This window comes from Rhodococcus spelaei, from assembly GCF_006704125.1.
Classification (GTDB): domain Bacteria; phylum Actinomycetota; class Actinomycetes; order Mycobacteriales; family Mycobacteriaceae; genus Rhodococcus_G; species Rhodococcus_G spelaei.
The window spans coordinates 504,204-520,617 of sequence record NZ_VIGH01000003.1; the positions used below are offsets into that span (position 1 = coordinate 504,204).

Here is a 16,414-nt window from a genome sequence, read left to right on the forward strand (position 1 = left end):
GGTGCGATGAACAGTCCCGCACGCACCATTTTGGCACGTGTCGAGGTGAGTGACGTGGCGCACACTTGTCACAACCCGTCAGAGCGAACGCTGCTGTGCCCGCCATCGCCGTAGGAGGAATGGGAATCCATGGGAATCGAGTTGCTCGAGAACTTCGTCAACGGCGAATTCGTTCCGTCGTCCGCGACGGAGACGATCGAGGTGATCAATCCGGTCGACGAGACTGTCGTGGCGAGGTCGCCGATCTCGACGAAGGCGGACATCGACGCGGCGGTCGACGCCGCCAAGAAGGCATTCACGACGTGGGGCAAGACCACGCCCGGCGTGCGGCAGTCCGCGTTGCTCGCGCTGGCGGATGCGATCGAGGCACACAGCGACGAGTTGGTCGAGGCCCAGAGCCGTAACACCGGGCAGCCCAAGGCGGTCATCGCGGCGGAGGAGGTGAAGGTCGGCGCCGACCAACTCCGTTTCTTCGCGGGCGCCGCGCGGATGCTCGAGGGCAAGTCGGCGGGCGAGTACATGGAGGGATTCACCTCGTACGTCCGCCGCGAGCCGATCGGCATCGTCGGCCAGGTCACGCCCTGGAACTACCCGTTCATGATGGCGATCTGGAAGATCGGGCCGGCGCTCGCGGCGGGAAACACCATCGTGCTCAAGCCGAGCGACACCACGCCCGAGAGCACCCTGGTGCTCGCGCGCCTGAGCAAGGGGATCCTGCCGGACGGCGTGCTGAACGTGGTGCTGGGGAACGGCGGTACCGGTGCAACCCTCGTCGAGCATCCGGCGATCGGGCTGGTCTCGATCACCGGCTCGGTCCGGGCGGGCATCGCGGTGGCGGTGTCGGCCGCCAAGCAGCTCAAGCGTGCGCACCTCGAGCTCGGTGGGAAGGCGCCGGCGGTCGTGTTCGGCGACGTCGACATCGCCAAGGCTGCCGACGGGATCGCGGAGGCCGCCTTCTTCAACGCCGGCCAGGACTGCACCGCGGTGACGCGGGTGCTGGTGCACGAGTCGATCCACGACGAACTCGTCGACGCCTTGGTCGCCAAGGCGAAGACCCTCAAGACCGGGCTGCCCGACGACCCCGACACCTTCTACGGCCCCCTCAACAACGTCAACCACTTCGCTGCCGTGACCGGCAAGATCGCCGCGCTGCCGCCGCACGCGACCGTCGTCACCGGGGGGAAGCGGATCGGGGACAAGGGGTTCTTCCTGGAACCGACGATCGTGACGGGGGTGCGCCAGGACGACGACATCGTGCAGGAGGAGACCTTCGGGCCGGTGCTGACGGTGCAGTCGTTCAGCGACGAGGAACAGGCCGTCGAACTGGCGAACGACGTGCGTTTCGGCCTCGCCTCGAGCGTGTGGACCACCGATCACGGGACCGTGCAGCGGCTGTCGGCCGCACTCGACTTCGGCGCGGTCTGGGTCAACTGCCACATCCCGCTGGTCGCGGAGATGCCGCACGGGGGGTTCAAGTACTCGGGATACGGCAAGGACCTGTCCGCGTACGGGGTGGAGGACTACACCCGCATCAAGCACGTCATGAGCTCGCACGACTGACCGCGTGCGACGACTACGGCACGCCTACTTCACATTCGAGGGAAGAACCAATGAGTGAACTTCAGTACCGCCTCCCGCAGACGCGGGCTCTCGTCACCGAGTTGCCCGGCCCGCGTTCGCAGGCGCTGACCGCACGGCGCAAGGCCGCGGTGGCGGCCGGGGTCGGGTCGAGCGTGCCCGTCTACGCCGCCGACGCGGACGGCGGCGTGGTCGTCGACGTGGACGGCAACTCCCTCGTCGACCTCGGTGCCGGCATTGCGGTGACCAGCGTCGGTGCCTCCAATCCCGCTGTCGCGCAGGCGGTTGCGGAGCAGGCGGCGCACTTCACCCACACCTGCTTCATGGTCACGCCGTACGAGAGCTACGTGCGGGTGGCCGAGGAGCTCGCCGCGCTGACCCCGGGCGACCACGAGAAGCGGTCGGTACTGTTCAACTCGGGCGCCGAGGCGGTGGAGAACGCGGTCAAGGTGGCCCGGCTGGCCACCGGTCGCGACGCCGTCGTCGCGTTCGACCACGCCTACCACGGCCGGACCAACCTGACGATGGCGCTGACCGCCAAGTCGATGCCGTACAAGGCGCATTTCGGCCCGTTCGCCCCGGAGATCTACCGGATGCCGATGTCGTATCCGTTCCGCGACGAAGCCGGCCTCACCGGCGAGCAGGCGGCGCGCCGGGTGATCAGCCAGATCGAGAAGCAGCTCGGCGCCGACAGCGTGGCCGCGATCATCATCGAGCCGATCCAGGGTGAGGGCGGATTCATCGTGCCCGCACGGGGATTCCTGCCGACCCTGGTCGGATGGGCACGCGAGCACGGCGTCGTGTTCATCGCGGACGAGGTGCAGACCGGCTTCGCCCGCACCGGCGCCTGGTTCGCCAGCGAGGACGAGGGCATCGTCCCGGACATCGTCACCATGGCCAAGGGCATCGCCGGCGGCATGCCGCTGGCCGCCATCACCGGCCGGGCGGAACTGCTCGACGCGGTACACCCCGGTGGCCTCGGCGGCACCTACGGCGGCAACCCGGTCGCCTGCGCCGCCGCCCTCGCCGCGATCGACACCATGCGCGAGTTCGACCTGCCCGCCCGCGCCCGCCACATCGGCGACGTCGCCCTCGGTCGGCTGCGCGCACTGGCCGCCGATCTCGACGTCATCGGCGACGTTCGCGGCCGCGGCGCCATGCTGGCCATGGAGTTCGTCAAGGCGGGCGGCACCGAACCGGACCCCGACATCACCAAGGCGATCGCGGCCAGGGCGCTCGAGCAGGGCGTCATCCTGCTCACCTGCGGCACCTACGGCAACGTGATTCGGCTGCTGCCGCCGCTGGTGATCGGCGACGAACTCCTCGGCGACGCGCTCGACGTCGTCGAGGCCACCATCCGCACTCTGGCAGGGAGTACCCGTGGCTGATACTTCGACGACGCCTCCGGCGCCGGCTACCTTCCACCCGCTCGACCCGCTCGTCGCCGCGGAGTTCACCAAGGTCGCGACCGTCCTGTCCCGCGAGCACGGGGTCGGCCCGGGCTGGCGGTACGCGTCGATCGAGCTCGCCGAACCGAGCAAGGCCGCCGTCGCCGCGTTCGACGCCGACGGGGCGGTGCCGGACCGGCGCGCGCACGTGGTGTGTTTCGAGCGCGCCGAGAACAAGACGTACAAGGCGCTGGTCTCGCTGACCTCGGACTCGGTGGTGTCCTGGAAGCACATTCCCGGCGTGCAGGCGAACTTCACCGTCGACGAGTGGGAGGAGTGCGACGAGGTCCTGCGGGGCCACCCGGACGTCATTGCCGCGCTCGCCGAGCGGGGCATCACCGACATGTCGAAGGTGTTCATGGACACCTGGACCTACGGCGACGCGGTGATCCCGGAGAAGTACAAGGGCCGCAGGCTCGGCTGGTCCGACACCTGGGTCAAGGCGGCCGACGGCGCGAACCCGTATGCGGGACCGGTCAACGGCTTCCACTGCGTGATCGACGTCAACAGCATGGAGCTGCTCGAGATCGAGGACACCTTCCGTGTCGACCGTCCCGAGATCATGGGGGAGTACGTCCCGCGGCACATCCCCGAGCGGATCCGCAATGCCAGCACCCGGGAACCGTTGAAGCCGTTGGAGATCACCCAGCCCGACGGGCCGTCGTTCACGCTGGAGGGCAACAAGCTCGAGTGGCAGAACTGGTCGCTGCGGGTCGGGTTCAACTACCGCGAGGGCATGACTCTGCACGCGGTGTCCTACAACGACAACGGCCGTCGGCGCTCGATCGCGAACCGGCTGTCCTTCGCCGAGATGATCGTGCCCTACCGCGACCACTGCGACGACCACTACCGGCGCACCGCGTTCGACATCGGCGAGTGGGGCATCGGGTTCATGACCACCTCGCTCGAGCTGGGCTGCGACTGCCTCGGCGAGATCCGCTACCTGGACGCCACGCTGCACAACAGCAAGGGCGAGCCGTACACGATCAAGAACGCGATCTGCATCCACGAGGAGGACAACGCGGTCCTGTGGAAGCACGTGGACCACGACGGCGCCGAGGTGCGCCGGATGCGGCGGCTGACGGTCTCGTTCCACGTCACCGTCGCCAACTACGAGTACCTCACGTACTGGCGCTTCTACCAGGACGGCAACATCGAATGTGAGGTCCGGGCAACGGGAATCATGGTGGTCAGCCACTTCGACGAGGGTGCCGCGCACCCGCACGGCACACTCGTCGACCGGCGCACCTACGCGCCGTACCACCAGCACTTCCTGGTCGCCCGGATGGACCTCGACGTGGACGGCACCGAGAACACCGTCTACGCCAGCGAGACCGAGATGGTCCCGATGGGTCCGGACAATCCCTACGGCCTCTCATTGCGTCAGATCAGCACTCCACTGCGCACCGAGGACGAGGGCAAACAGGACTTCGACTGGCAGACCCAGCGCGCCTGGAAGGTGGTCAACGACAACACCACCAACGGACTGGGCACCGCGCCCGCGTACAAGCTGGTGCCCGGCGGGGCGATCCCGTCGATGTTCGACCCCGCCTCCCCGATCTTCCAGCGCAGTCAGGCGATCGGACACACCGTGTGGGTGACGCCCAACGCCGAGGACGAGCGCTGGCCCGCAGGCGAATTCGTCAACCAGAGCAGTGCCGACCACGGCCTTCCCGAGTGGACCAAGGCCAACCGCAACATCGAGAACACCGACGTGGTCGTGTGGTACGTCTTCGGCATCCACCACATCACCCGGCCCGAGGACTGGCCGGTGATGCCGGCGGACACGGTCAACTTCTGGCTCAAACCGGTCGGCTTCTTCGACCGCAACCCCTCGCTGGACGTCGCCCCGACTCCGACGAAGGCCTGTCATGTATCCGATCCGTGTCACGCAAAGGACGATCATGAGTAACTTCGACGAACTCCTCGCCACAGTGCCGACCGGGCTGTGGATCGACGGCGGGCCGGTCGACCCGATCGACGGCGGCACCTTCGCCGTGCTCAACCCCGCGACCGGCGAGAAGCTGGCCGACGTCGCGGACGCGACCGGCAAGGACGCGCTCCGCGCGCTGGACTCGGCATGCCGGGTCCAGCAGGAGTGGGCTGCGACCGCGCCGCGCAAGCGTTCGGACATCCTGCGCGCGGCATGGGAACTCGCCACCGCGCGGGCCGAGGACCTGGCACTGCTGATGACCCTGGAGATGGGCAAGGCGCTGGCGGAGAGCCGCGGCGAGGTGGCCTACGGCGCCGAGTTCCTGCGTTGGTTCAGCGAGGAGGCGGTGCGGATCCAGGGTCGGTACGCGACGGCGCCCTCCGGCAACGGCCGGATCCTGGTGACCAAGGCGCCGGTCGGGCCCTGCCTGGCAATCACGCCGTGGAACTTCCCACTGGCCATGGGCACCAGGAAGATCGGGCCCGCGCTCGCCGCGGGCTGCACGATGATCGTCAAGCCGGCGGAGGACACCCCGCTGACGATGCTGCTGCTCGCCGAGATCTTCGCGGAGGCCGGGCTGCCGGCCGGGGTGCTCTCGGTGCTGCCCGCGTCGGACGCCGCCTCGGTGACGGCGCCGCTGCTCGCCGATCCGCGGTTGCGCAAGGTCACCTTCACCGGATCGACCCGCGTCGGCAAACTCCTGATCGAACAGTCTGCCCAGCAGGTGCTGCGCACGTCGATGGAGCTCGGTGGCAACGCGCCGTTCGTGGTGTTCGACGATGCCGACGTCGACGCCGCGGTGGACGGCGCGATGGCCGCGAAGATGCGCAACGGCGGCGAGGCCTGCACCGCGGCCAACCGGTTGATCGTGGCGAATTCGGTGCGTGAGGAGTTCACCGCGAAGCTCACCGAGCGGATCGCCGCGATGACCGTGGGCGCCGGCTACGAGGACGGCACCCAGATCGGTCCGCTGATCAACGAACGTCAGCGGGGCAGCGTCGCCGCGCTGGTGGACGATGCGATCGCGGCGGGAGCGCGGGTGCGGACCGGGGGCGGCGTCGTGGACGGGCCGGGCTACTTCTACCAGCCGACCGTCCTCGACAATGTGCCCGCGGACTCGCGGATCGTCGCCGAGGAGATCTTCGGACCGGTCGCCGCGATCACCGGCTTCGACACCGAGGACGAGGCGATCGCCGCCGCGAACGGCACCGAGTTCGGCCTGGCCGCCTACATCTACACGCAGAGTCTGGACCGGGCGATGCGGGTGTCGCAGGCTCTCGAGTCCGGGATGGTCGGGGTGAACCGCGGTGTGATCTCGGACCCGGCCGCCCCGTTCGGCGGCGTCAAGCAGTCCGGCCTCGGCAGTGAGGGCGGCACCGAGGGCATCGAGGAGTACCTCGAGACCAAGTACGTGGCACTGACCCTGTAGTTGTCCGATCGGGACCACTTCGCCCCTACGCTCAACGAAGGTTGGCCGACATGCGTTTGGTAGTTGGTTATCTCGCGACCCCCAGTGGTGCCGACGGTCTCGCGCTCGCAGTCCTGCTCGCCCGCAGCCTCGGCGCCGAGATCGACATCTGCCTCGTCCTCCCGCCGGAGGAGCCCGTGGGTGTGCGGATTCCGACCGAGTCCGCGTACGAGGACCTGCTCGCCGATCAGGCAGTGGAATGGCTGATCGAGGCCCGCGCCACGGTCCCGGACGATGTGGTGGCACGTACGCATCTGCGGTACCACGAGTCCTTCGCGCAGGGCCTGCTCGACGCTGCCCGCGAACTGGACGCCTCGTTGATCGTCATCGGGGCGGCGGGGGACGGGCTGCTCGGCCGGCACTCGATCGGGTCGGTCACCGGTGAACTCCTGCACTGCGCCCACCTGCCGATGGCTTTGGCGCCGAGGGGGATGCGGCACTCGGCCGCGAAGCGGATCGGTCAGGTGACCTGTGCACTCGGTACCCGGCCGGGCGCCGAGGTGCTGCTGCAGGAGGCGGTGCGGGTCACCGAGTTGACCCAGGCACCGCTCCGGTTGGTGTCGCTGGTGCCGCTGGACGCGTCCACGCGTCGGCGGTCCGACACCCAGGCCGCGGCGCGTGAACGCAGCCTCGCGCACGCGGGCGCGGTGCTCGAGTCCGCGAAGTCCGCTCTGCCGGAGGGTATCTCCGTGGAGTCGCAGGTTGCGGACGGGACCACCGTCGAGTCCGCGGTGAGCAAGCTGGAATGGGTGGACGGCGACGTGATGATGGTCGGCTCGAGCCGGCTCGCGCGCCCGCGTCACCTCTTCCTCGGTTCGACGGCGGCCAAGATGCTTCGCGTTGTTCCGGTCCCCATGATCGTAGTTCCGAAAGAGGAGTTCTCCGACAATGACTGACGACGCGGAACGCGCAGCGACCGGCGGCCTCATCTCGAAGGGGCTCGCGACAGGCAAGGTCGGCACCCTCTCGGGCGCGATCATCGGGATCTCCTGTGTGGCACCCGGTTACACACTCACCGCCAGCATCGGCCTGATCGTGGCCGCGGTGGGACTGAAGATGCCCGCGATCTTCATCGCGGGATTCATCCCGATGTTCCTCACCGCCTACGCGTACCGGGAGCTCAATTCCGAGTCACCCGACTGTGGGGCGTCCTTCACCTGGTCCACCAAGGCATTCGGGCCGTATGTCGGCTGGATGTGCGGGTGGGGGATGGTGATGGCGACCATCATCGTGCTGTCCAACCTGGCCGCGATCGCGGTGCAGTTCTTCTACCTGTTCCTGGCCCGGGTGTTCGACACTCCGTCGATCGCCGACCTCGCCGGGAACAAGGCGGTCAACATCGTCACCACACTGGCCTTCCTTGCGATAGCCACGTGGATCTCGGGCCGCGGTATCACCACCAGTGAGCGGATTCAGTTCGTCCTCGTCGGATTCCAGATGGTGGTGCTGCTCGCCTTCGTGATCACCGCCTTCGTGCACGTGGCGAACGGATCCGCGCCGGCGAACCTCAGCTTCAGCCTGTCGTGGTTCAACCCGTTCAGCGGTCTCGCCATCGGCGCCTTCGTGGTGGGTCTGACCGGGTCGATCTTCGCGTTCTGGGGCTGGGACACCTGTCTGACGCTGGGGGAGGAGGCCAAGGATCCCAAGAAGACTCCGGGCCGGGCGGGCCTGCTGTGCGTGGTGTCGATCCTGATCACCTACCTGCTCGTCGCGGTCGCGGTGATGATGTACGCGGGTGTCGGGGAGGACGGCCTCGGCCTCGGCAACCCCGACAACTCGGAGAACGTGTTCGGTGCGCTGGCCGAGCCGGTGCTGGGCCACTGGGCGGGGCTGCTGCTCTTCCTCGCCGTGCTGGCGTCGTCGGCGGCGAGCCTGCAGACGACGTTCCTGCCCGCCGCGCGCACCATGCTGGCGATGGGTGCGTACCGCGCGTTCCCGAAGAAGCTCGCCGAGGTGAATCCGCGATTCCTGGTCCCGACCTACGCGACGGTGGTGGCCGGCGTGGTCACCGGGGTGTTCTACACGGTCGTCACGCTGCTCTCGGAGCGGACGTTGCTCGACACCATCGCCGCGCTCGGCATCATGATCTGCTGGTACTACGGCATCACGGCCTTCGCCTGCGTCTGGTACTTCCGTCGCGAGTTGTTCACCAGTGCACGCAATGTCGTGTTCAAGTTCTTGTTCCCACTCCTCGGTGGACTCATGCTGGCCGCGGTGTTCGTCATCTCGATCGGTGAGTCCATGAATCCGGACAACGGCAGTGGTGCGTCCATCGGCGGCATCGGGCTGGTGTTCTTCATGGGCTTCGGCGTGCTACTGCTCGGTGCGGTGCTGATGATCGTGATGCGGATCAGGCAGCCGGACTTCTTCCTCGGCCGGACCCTGACCCGGGACACCCCGGCGCTCGCCGGCGAGGAAGACGTCGCCGCCGTGACGCGCGGTTGAGCGGATGGCGGAGCTCGCAGGTCGGGTGGCCGCGGCGACCAGTGGCGTTGCGGCGGGCGCGCACCTGGTGCTGGCGGTGTTGCTGCTCGGTCAGTCCCTTGTGACGGCAACGGTTCTCGGGGTGATGGCCGGCTGGTGCCTGAACTGTGCCGGGCATCTCTGGCGGACGCCGACAGTGCGCGCGTGGACGGTCGCGGCGGCCGGCGGCGCGGCGATGCTCGCCGTGCACGTCGGTCTGATGGCCGTCATGCCGTTGTTGGGGAACGGCACGTCGATGCATCATCACGGCGGATCCGGGATGGTCGACGCCCCGAGCGCCGTGGCCGATCAGCGGGTCGACCTCGGTGGGCTGATGACCATGTCGATGGTCGCCGTCCTGGTCGCGGAGGCGCTCCTCTTCGCGGGTGCAGCGGCTACGGCGGTCGGGCGCCGCGAAGGTCAGCTCGACGGTTCCGTCTAGACCGAGTCGCCCTCGTCCGGGAGTCCGGGGGACCGAGCAGGCATGCGGCCCAGTAGCCGGTCGACCACCTGCCGGTGCAGTTCGGGATCGGGCTGCGGCAGGCCCATCAGGGCGGCGAGGTAGATGCCGTCGCCCGCGAGCCGGACGATCTCGGCCTGGACCGGGTCGTCGAACTCGGCGCGCAGGCCGTCGTCCCACGTCCGCATCATCTCGATGACCGCCTGCTGCACCTCGCCCTGCTGACCGTCGACCGACCGCAAGGCGGCGATGGTGGATTGGAACAGGGCGAGCTCGTTGGTCGTGCCGACGTTCATCGTCTGCAGGTACCACTCGGCGACCGAGGTTCCCGCCTCCTGGAGTTGCTGATCGGAGCGTTCGCCGAGTCGGCGGACCATCCCGGCGAGCAGTGCGTCCTTGCTGCGGAAGTGGTAGAGCAGGCCGCCCTTGGAGACGCCGGCTTCCGCGGCCACCGATTCGAGGGTGACCTGGGAGAGTCCGCGCCCGAGCAGAAGTCGCTCGAGGGCGTCGAGGATCCGGTCGCGGGTACTTGCCGCGGGAGGCTCGGTCGCAACGGGGCTCCTGTCACGGCTTGTGTCTGTCACAGAAATCACTGTACCGGCTGGACGGTTAACTGTTAACCTGGTCGGGGCACTGTACCGGCTGGACGGTTCAGTAGGCCGCATTGACTGAATTCATGCTTCGACCACTTGGGGGAGACCGTGTCTGTCACCGCAGACCGAACCGAACCGACCTTCGATCCGACGACCGTGCGGGCGAGCGCGCGCGACTGGGTGGGCCTGGTTGTGCTGGCCCTCGCCGTCCTCCTGATCTCCATCGACGCCACCGTGCTCGACCTGGCACTGCCGTTCGTCAGCGAGGACCTCGCGCCGAGCAGCACGCAGCTGCTGTGGATCATCGACGTGTACTCGTTCGTACTCGCCGGCCTGCTGGTGACGATGGGCACCCTCGGCGACCGCATCGGTCGACGACGGTTGTTGCTGATCGGCGCCGCCGGGTTCGGTCTCGCCTCGGTGCTCGCGGCGTTCTCCGTCAACCCCGAGATGCTGATCGCGGCGCGTGCGTTGCAGGGCGTCACGGGTGCGACGCTGATGCCGGCGACGCTCGGTCTGATCCGCACCACCTTCGTCAACCCGCGCCAGCGCACGGCGGCGATCGGCGTCTGGGGTGCGATGGCCGGCGGCGGCGCCGCGGCCGGTCCACTGGTCGGCGGCTGGCTGCTCGAACACTTCTGGTGGGGTTCGGTGTTCCTCATCGCGATCCCGGTGATGCTGGTGCTGCTCGTCTTCGGGCCCATGGTGATCCGGGAGGCGAAGGACCCGAACCCGGGCCGCTTCGATCTGGTGAGCTCGGGCCTGTCCATGCTCGCGATGGTTCCTCTTGTGTACGCGCTCAAGGAATCGGTGGTGCACGGGCCGAGCCTGACGCTGACCGTCGTGGCATTGGTCGGCGCCGGGGCGGCGTGTGCCTTCGTCCGCCGTCAGCGCAGCCTCGAGCATCCGATGATCGACCTGAGCCTGTTCGGGAACCGGTCGTTCTCGACCGCGGTGCTGACCAACCTGCTCGGGGTGTTCGCCCTCGCCGGTGTGCTCTTCTTCGGTTCGCAGTACCTGCAGCTGGTGCTGGGCAACGCCCCGCTGCGGGCCGGGCTGTTGATGCTGCCGGGGATGGTGATGAGCATGATCACGCCGCTGCTGGCGGCCTGGCTCGTCCGGCGGTGGAGCGCGGGCACGGTGTTGAGTGCGGGGCTGGTGGCCTCGGCCATCGGTGCCGCGATGCTGATCGGGCTCCGCGCGGACGGCGGCGCCGGGTTGTTCGTACTCGGCTTCACGTTCGTCGGCGCGGGCATCGGCATCGCCATCACCTTGACCTCCGACCTGGTGGTCAGCGCGGTCGAGCCGGAGCGAGCGGGCGCCGCGTCGGCGGTGTCCGAGACTGCATACGAGCTCGGTATCGCCCTCGGCGTCGCGATCCTCGGCAGCGTCGTGCTGGCGATCTTCCGTACAGGGCTCGACGTGTCGGCCCTGAGCGGCGAGGAGAGTCACGTCGCCCAGGACACGCTGGGTGGCGCGGTCGCGGTGGCGCAGTCGTCGTCGGAGTCGGTCGGATCCGCACTGCTGGAATCGGCTCAGCACGCCTTCGTCGGCGGCATGCATGTCGCGGCCGTCGCGACGGCGATCATCCTGGTGGCCAACGCGGTTCTCGTCCACCGGATGATGCGCACCCGCTAGTTCGCCGTTCGGGCCGGATTCGCCTCCAGGACCACGAACGAGTGGCCGGGGACGACGGTCGCCGCACCGGCCTCGGCCTGGGTCGGCGGGTCCCACCACAGGAGTGGGCGCCCGCCGACCGGGACCGTCACCGGGTCGGGGCCGAGGTTGCACGCGAGTCGGATGTCGCCGCGGTGCAGCACGATCCAGCGTTCGCCCTCGTCGTAGTCCACGCCGAGGTGTTCGAGCCACGGATCGGTGAGCTCGGCCCGCTCGCCCCGCAACGCGATCAGTGCGCGGTAGAGGTCGAGCAGGCGCCGGTGATCGGGCTCGGGCACCTCGTCCCAGTTCAGTTTGGACCGCAGGAAGGTCTGCGGGTCCTGCGGATCGGGGACCGCCTCGCTGTCCCAGCCGTGCTCGGCGAACTCGGCGCGCCTGCCCACTGCGGTCGCCCGGGCCAGTTCCGGTTCGGGATGCGAGGTGAAGAACTGGAACGGGGTGCTCGCGCCCCACTCCTCGCCCATGAACAGCATTGGCGTGTAAGGGGATCCGAGCACCAGGGCGGCCTTGACCGCGAGCTGTCCCGCGGACAGGTAGTGGCCGGGGCGCTGGCCGTCGGCCCGGTTTCCCACCTGGTCGTGGGTGCAGGTGTAGGCGAGTAGGGCGCTCGCCGGCGTGCGTCGCACGTCGAGTGGTCGGCCGTGGGTGCGCCCCCGGAAGCTGGAGTAGGTGCCCGCGTGGAAGAAGCCCTGCCGCAGGGTGCTCGCGAGGCATTGCAGCGACCCGAAATCGCCGTAGTAGCCCTGACGTTCACCCGACACGGCGGCGTGCACCGCGTGGTGGATGTCGTCGTTCCACTGCGCGTCGAGTCCGTAGCCACCCGCCGACCTCGGCGCGATCAGCGTCGGGTCGTTGAGGTCGGACTCCGCGATCAGTGTGAGCGGCCGGCGCAGGTGAGTGGAGAGCGTCTGCGTTGCCACGGCCAGGTCCTCGAGCAGGTGGGTCGCAGTGCGGTCATCGAGGGCGTGCACCGCGTCCAGGCGCAGTCCGTCGATGTGGAACTCGCCCAGCCAGCGCAACGCGTTGTCGATGATGTAGCGGCGCACCTCGCCCGAGGACGGTCCGGAGATGTTGACTCCGCGGCCCCACGGGTTGGTGGTCTCGGACAGGTACGGCCCGTAGCGGTCGAGGTAGTTCCCGGACGGTCCGAGGTGGTTGTAGACGACGTCCAGGATGACGCCGATGCCGCGGCGGTGGCAGGCGTCGACGAGGCGTTGCAGGCCATCCGGTCCGCCGTACGGCTCGTGCACGGTGTACCAGAGAACGCCGTCATAGCCCCAGTTGTGGTCGCCGTTGAACCCGTTGACCGGCATCAGCTCGATGAACCCGACGCCGAGGTCGACGAGGTGATCGAGGTGCGCGATCGCAGCGTCGAAGGTCCCGTCGGGGGTGAAAGCGCCGACGTGCAGTTCGTAGATCACGCTGCCGGCGAGCTGACGTCCGGACCAGTTCCGGTCCGTCCACGCGTCGGGGTCGAGACCGTGCAGTTGCGAGGGGGAGTGGACACCGTCGGGCTGACGCGGCGAGCGCGGGTCGGGCAGCACGGTCGGGTCGTCGTCGAGGACGAATCCGTAGCGGCTGCCCGGGACGGCGGGCGCGTCGGTGCGCCACCAGCCGTCGTCGCCGCGGGTCATGGAATGCAGGTTCCCGTCCAGGTGAAGCTGAACCCGGTTCGGAAGCGGCGCCCAGACTTCGAACGGGCGCACCGTGGTTTCTGGGTGTGCGGTGGTCCCTGGGTGCGCGGTGGTCCCTGGGTGCGCGGTGGTCACTGCGCCAGAATCGGTCACGGTTCCAGCATGCCGCACGGCTCGGAGAGGCGCAGCCGACCCCGGCCGGTTCGGGCGGCGGAGGTGACCGTTGTGGCTCTCAGAACGGCGGCGGGTCCGGGTGCGCCGGCGCGCGTTGTCGGGTCGTCGGCGGGGAGCCGCGCCGTCCCGTCACGACCGGAGCAGGGGTGGCGAGGGTGTGGTTCCCGTGATGTGCCCCCGCCGGCAGGGTGACGGCGGTGGCTCCGGTGGACGAGGTCCAGAGCAGCGCATGCCCGGCGAGTGCGGTGACGTCCCAGAATCCGAGGGTCTTCAGCTGGTGGTGGAACTGGCACAGGCACTCGAGGTTAGTGACGATCGTCCAACCGCCGGAAAGTGGTTCGTGGGATCGGTATTCGACGATGTGATCGAGTTGGCACTGCGCGGCCGGGCGGGTGCAACCCGGGAACCGGCAGTGCTGGTCGCGGGCGCGTACCAGTGCGGCCGTGGCGGCGTCGGGTCGATAGGTCAGGGCGCCATCGGGTGGTGCGGCCAGTCCGCCGTGCCCGTCGGGATGGGCGCCAAGGGCCAACGTCGGGTCGGCCTCGATCGCGGCAAGGATCGCCTTGGCGACGGTGCCGGCGCTTGCCGGGCGTAGTTGTACTGTCGATGTGCCTGTGCCTGTGCCTGTGGGTGTTGGTGTTGGTGTTGGTGCGGTGGTAGGTGTTTCGTCGATTGGTGCTGCCGGGTTCGGGCGTGTCGTTGTCGATGGCGGGGAACCGAGCCCGGGTAGTGATCCGAATTCGGGTACGTATCCGGCACTTCGGCGGGCCCCGCGTGCCAGATACGACCGCAGGCAGAACCGTGGCGGCAGCGGTGAGGTCACGGATGGCGGTTGCGCGGGCGGTTCATTCGGCGCCTGCGGTTCGGTCGACCTCTCTGCGCGAGCAGTCTCGGTATCGCGGAATTGGTCGTTCTCGACCGCGTCGGCCGCTCTGGCCTCGTCATCGACGACGAGGCCGAGCTGCTCGGCCAGGTCGAGGACCTCCGTCAGCATCGCCTGCCACGTCCCGTCCGCGGCCAGCTGCCGCGCCAGCTCCGGGTCCAACAGCCCATGACCGTGCAGGTACGCCGGCTTCGAGAGCAACCCGAGTAGCGTCGCGACGTCCATGGTGATTTGCGTCAGCGGTGCCCGTCGACTCGGTAGTCCCGCCCGGCCCGCGGCCGCGCAATCGTCGCGGCCACAGGTGCATTCGAGATACGGCTCCCCGTGCACGAGGCCCATCAGCGGATCCACCAGCCGGCACTGCTTGCCGCGTTTGTCGTGTGGGCAGACCGTGGCCGCGAACTCGGCGACCAACTGCATGAACGCCTCGCCCTCCTCCGGCGATACGGACACCTCGATCGTCGACAGATTCCCACGGCTGCGCTTGACGATCCGTCGACCGTACTCGACCGCGTCGGCCCGGTGCTGTGCTGCCTCGGCCGGGGACCGCTCGGCGACCAGTCGGCCGATCTCGGCGGCCAGGGGGCCCGGCGTCAACTGCTCCGCCGCCGAGACGATCTCCGGCTCGATTGCCGCCACCGTCTCCGGCGACAGCCCCGTCGTCTCCCGCGCGATCACTCGGACCCGAGCCAGGTCGAGGAATCCCGCCTCGAACAACGTCCGAGTTTCCGGCAGCCGCAGCCGGAGGTCCATCCCCAGCGACGCGTGCGACTCGGCGACTGTCTTCGAACATCCCAGCCGCACCGACAGTTCCGCGATCGCCCCGTTACCGCAGTCGACGATCGCCCCCGATCCCAACCGCACGTCCCGCTCGATCCACGATTCCCACAAGCGGCCTGCCGCGAGCACCTTCCTCGCCGCGAACATGTTCTCCGACCGGCCTGACCAGGCCACGCCGGTCAGTGCGGCGACGTCGGCCACCAGCGATGCGGTCTCCGCCTCTGCGTGGGATCTGATCGTCGTATCGAACATACTTGCGATTGTATGTGTGGGGTCCGACAACTTTCCGCACTGTCCCCGATGCCCTGCTGAACTGAGCGCCGGATCTATTTGTGCTCGACGGGCTCGGCGAGGACGGTCGGCTCCGTGCGGCCCCGCAGTGTGATGCTGCGTCTCGTCGTCCAGTGTCGGGACTCGACCTCGGCCGCGGCGTCGACGGCGTGCCCCGACGCGGAGGTCCGGGTCTCGCAGGTCTTCGCGACACCGGTCAGCCGCGCGGCCTCGTTCACCGGGTCGCCGATGACGGTGTACTCGTAGCGTTCTTCGGCTCCGATGTTGCCTGCGAAGACCTCGCCGAACGAGACTCCGATGCCGAAGTCGATCGAGTGCAGTGCGCCGAGGGTGTGCCGCAGGCTCCGGGCGGTCGCCAGCGCGAGGCCTGCCGGGTCGGCGACCGGCCGCGGTGCGCCGAAGATCGCCAGGGCCGCATCGCCCTCGAACTTGTTGACGAAGCCGTGGTGGCCCTCGACGGCGGTGACCACGACCCGGAAGAACTCGTTGAGTACGGTCGCCACCTCGTTCGGCGGGCGGGTCGCCGCCAGTGTCGTCGAGCCGACGAGGTCGATGAACAGCACCGCCGCCTCGACGACCTCGCCGCCGGCCAGCCCATTGCGCTCGGGTAGCGCATCGTATTCGAGTGCCCGGCGGGCGACGTCGCGGCCGACGTGGCGGCAGAGCAGGTCGTGCAGGCGCTCGCGCTCGGCCAACCCACGCACGATCTCGGTGAACCGTGCCGCCTCGTGAGCGGCATCGGGAGCTGAGGTGATCGAGGCGCCGGCCTTCGTGTGGGGCCGCTCGTCGCTGAACATTGCTCCTACTTCCTTCCCGTGCGGGCGACCGGCCGTCCCGGTGCGCTCACAGCTCAAATCCTGGGCCGTGGTCGCCCGGAAGTAGCCAGTAGTCCACTACGCATTTCGCTCCCGGCTCACCTCCTGTCGCTGCGTAGTGGGCCTGGAATGTGCCGCGGGTCCGGACACGACCATGTCGCGGCAATCGGGTAGTCGAGTACTCGCGACGGGCACGCGCGGGCGCCATAGCGTTCGT

The 16,414-nt window shown here is 68.7% G+C and carries 12 protein-coding genes; 8 read left to right on the top strand and 4 right to left on the bottom strand.

All coding sequences use genetic code 11. From position 1 onward, the window contains the following. Nucleotides 1-129: 129 nt before the first annotated feature. The 7 genes from FK531_RS09115 to FK531_RS09145 are packed head-to-tail and all read left to right on the top strand — an operon-like array spanning nt 130 to nt 9,332. Nucleotides 130-1,560: a gamma-aminobutyraldehyde dehydrogenase gene (locus FK531_RS09115; protein WP_142097946.1), complete on the top strand. Its 1,431-nt coding sequence runs from the start codon at nt 130-132 to the stop codon at nt 1,558-1,560. A 50-nt stretch (nt 1,561-1,610) separates the two neighbouring features. Further along, entirely contained in the window at nt 1,611-2,966 is a 1,356-nt protein-coding gene (gabT, locus tag FK531_RS09120) for a 4-aminobutyrate--2-oxoglutarate transaminase (RefSeq protein ID WP_142097949.1), read from the top strand. After that, complete coding sequence (locus tag FK531_RS09125; RefSeq protein ID WP_142097952.1) at nt 2,959-4,938, top strand: primary-amine oxidase; 1,980 nt, start codon at nt 2,959-2,961, stop codon at nt 4,936-4,938. Before gabT ends, FK531_RS09125 begins: the two co-directional genes overlap by 8 nt. Continuing rightward, entirely contained in the window at nt 4,931-6,388 is a 1,458-nt protein-coding gene (locus FK531_RS09130) for an NAD-dependent succinate-semialdehyde dehydrogenase (protein WP_142097955.1), read from the top strand. Before FK531_RS09125 ends, FK531_RS09130 begins: the two co-directional genes overlap by 8 nt. 50 nt (nt 6,389-6,438) lie before the next feature. Beyond that, nucleotides 6,439-7,323 (top strand): universal stress protein, encoded by an 885-nt coding sequence (locus FK531_RS09135; protein ID WP_142097958.1) that lies wholly within the window; start codon nt 6,439-6,441, stop codon nt 7,321-7,323. Next, the gene (locus tag FK531_RS09140) at nt 7,316-8,872 is read left to right on the top strand and encodes an APC family permease (RefSeq protein WP_142097961.1); all 1,557 of its coding nucleotides are present in this window, start codon (nt 7,316-7,318) and stop codon (nt 8,870-8,872) included. The genes FK531_RS09135 and FK531_RS09140 overlap by 8 nt, the downstream gene beginning before the upstream one ends. Before the next feature lie 4 nt (nt 8,873-8,876). Then, nucleotides 8,877-9,332: a hypothetical protein gene (locus FK531_RS09145; RefSeq protein WP_142097964.1), complete on the top strand. Its 456-nt coding sequence runs from the start codon at nt 8,877-8,879 to the stop codon at nt 9,330-9,332. On the opposite strand, the gene FK531_RS09150 is transcribed toward FK531_RS09145, so the two are convergent. Continuing rightward, on the bottom strand, nt 9,329-9,934 hold the full coding sequence (locus tag FK531_RS09150) for a TetR/AcrR family transcriptional regulator (protein ID WP_246098032.1): 606 nt from the start codon (nt 9,932-9,934) through the stop codon (nt 9,329-9,331). The genes FK531_RS09145 and FK531_RS09150 overlap by 4 nt on opposite strands. 117 nt (nt 9,935-10,051) lie before the next feature. Here FK531_RS09150 and FK531_RS09155 point away from each other — a divergent pair, with 117 nt between their 5' ends. After that, complete coding sequence (locus tag FK531_RS09155; RefSeq protein ID WP_142097970.1) at nt 10,052-11,581, top strand: MFS transporter; 1,530 nt, start codon at nt 10,052-10,054, stop codon at nt 11,579-11,581. Here the strand turns inward: FK531_RS09155 and treZ are convergent. The 3 genes from treZ to FK531_RS09170 form a co-directional block, all read right to left on the bottom strand. Continuing rightward, on the bottom strand, nt 11,578-13,326 hold the full coding sequence (gene treZ / locus FK531_RS09160) for a malto-oligosyltrehalose trehalohydrolase (protein WP_142097973.1): 1,749 nt from the start codon (nt 13,324-13,326) through the stop codon (nt 11,578-11,580). The two genes, FK531_RS09155 and treZ, sit on opposite strands and share 4 nt — an antisense overlap. A 160-nt stretch (nt 13,327-13,486) precedes the next feature. Further along, entirely contained in the window at nt 13,487-15,343 is a 1,857-nt protein-coding gene (locus tag FK531_RS09165) for an HNH endonuclease signature motif containing protein (protein ID WP_142097976.1), read from the bottom strand. Nucleotides 15,344-15,417: 74 nt separating this feature from the next. Next, nucleotides 15,418-16,179: an adenylate/guanylate cyclase domain-containing protein gene (locus tag FK531_RS09170; RefSeq protein ID WP_142097979.1), complete on the bottom strand. Its 762-nt coding sequence runs from the start codon at nt 16,177-16,179 to the stop codon at nt 15,418-15,420. Nucleotides 16,180-16,414 lie beyond the last annotated feature (235 nt).

Excerpts from the sequence above, each read along its gene's own strand:
- gabT (WP_142097949.1), top strand. The coding sequence starts at position 1,611 with ATGAGTGAACTTCAGTACCGCCTCCCGCAGACGCGGGCTCTCGTCACC.
- FK531_RS09135 (WP_142097958.1), top strand. The coding sequence starts at position 6,439 with ATGCGTTTGGTAGTTGGTTATCTCGCGACCCCCAGTGGTGCCGACGGT.
- FK531_RS09170 (WP_142097979.1), bottom strand. The coding sequence starts at position 16,179 with ATGTTCAGCGACGAGCGGCCCCACACGAAGGCCGGCGCCTCGATCACC.
- FK531_RS09130 (WP_142097955.1), top strand. The coding sequence starts at position 4,931 with ATGAGTAACTTCGACGAACTCCTCGCCACAGTGCCGACCGGGCTGTGG.
- FK531_RS09140 (WP_142097961.1), top strand. The coding sequence starts at position 7,316 with ATGACTGACGACGCGGAACGCGCAGCGACCGGCGGCCTCATCTCGAAG.
- FK531_RS09145 (WP_142097964.1), top strand. The coding sequence starts at position 8,877 with ATGGCGGAGCTCGCAGGTCGGGTGGCCGCGGCGACCAGTGGCGTTGCG.
- FK531_RS09115 (WP_142097946.1), top strand. The coding sequence starts at position 130 with ATGGGAATCGAGTTGCTCGAGAACTTCGTCAACGGCGAATTCGTTCCG.
- FK531_RS09165 (WP_142097976.1), bottom strand. The coding sequence starts at position 15,343 with ATGTTCGATACGACGATCAGATCCCACGCAGAGGCGGAGACCGCATCG.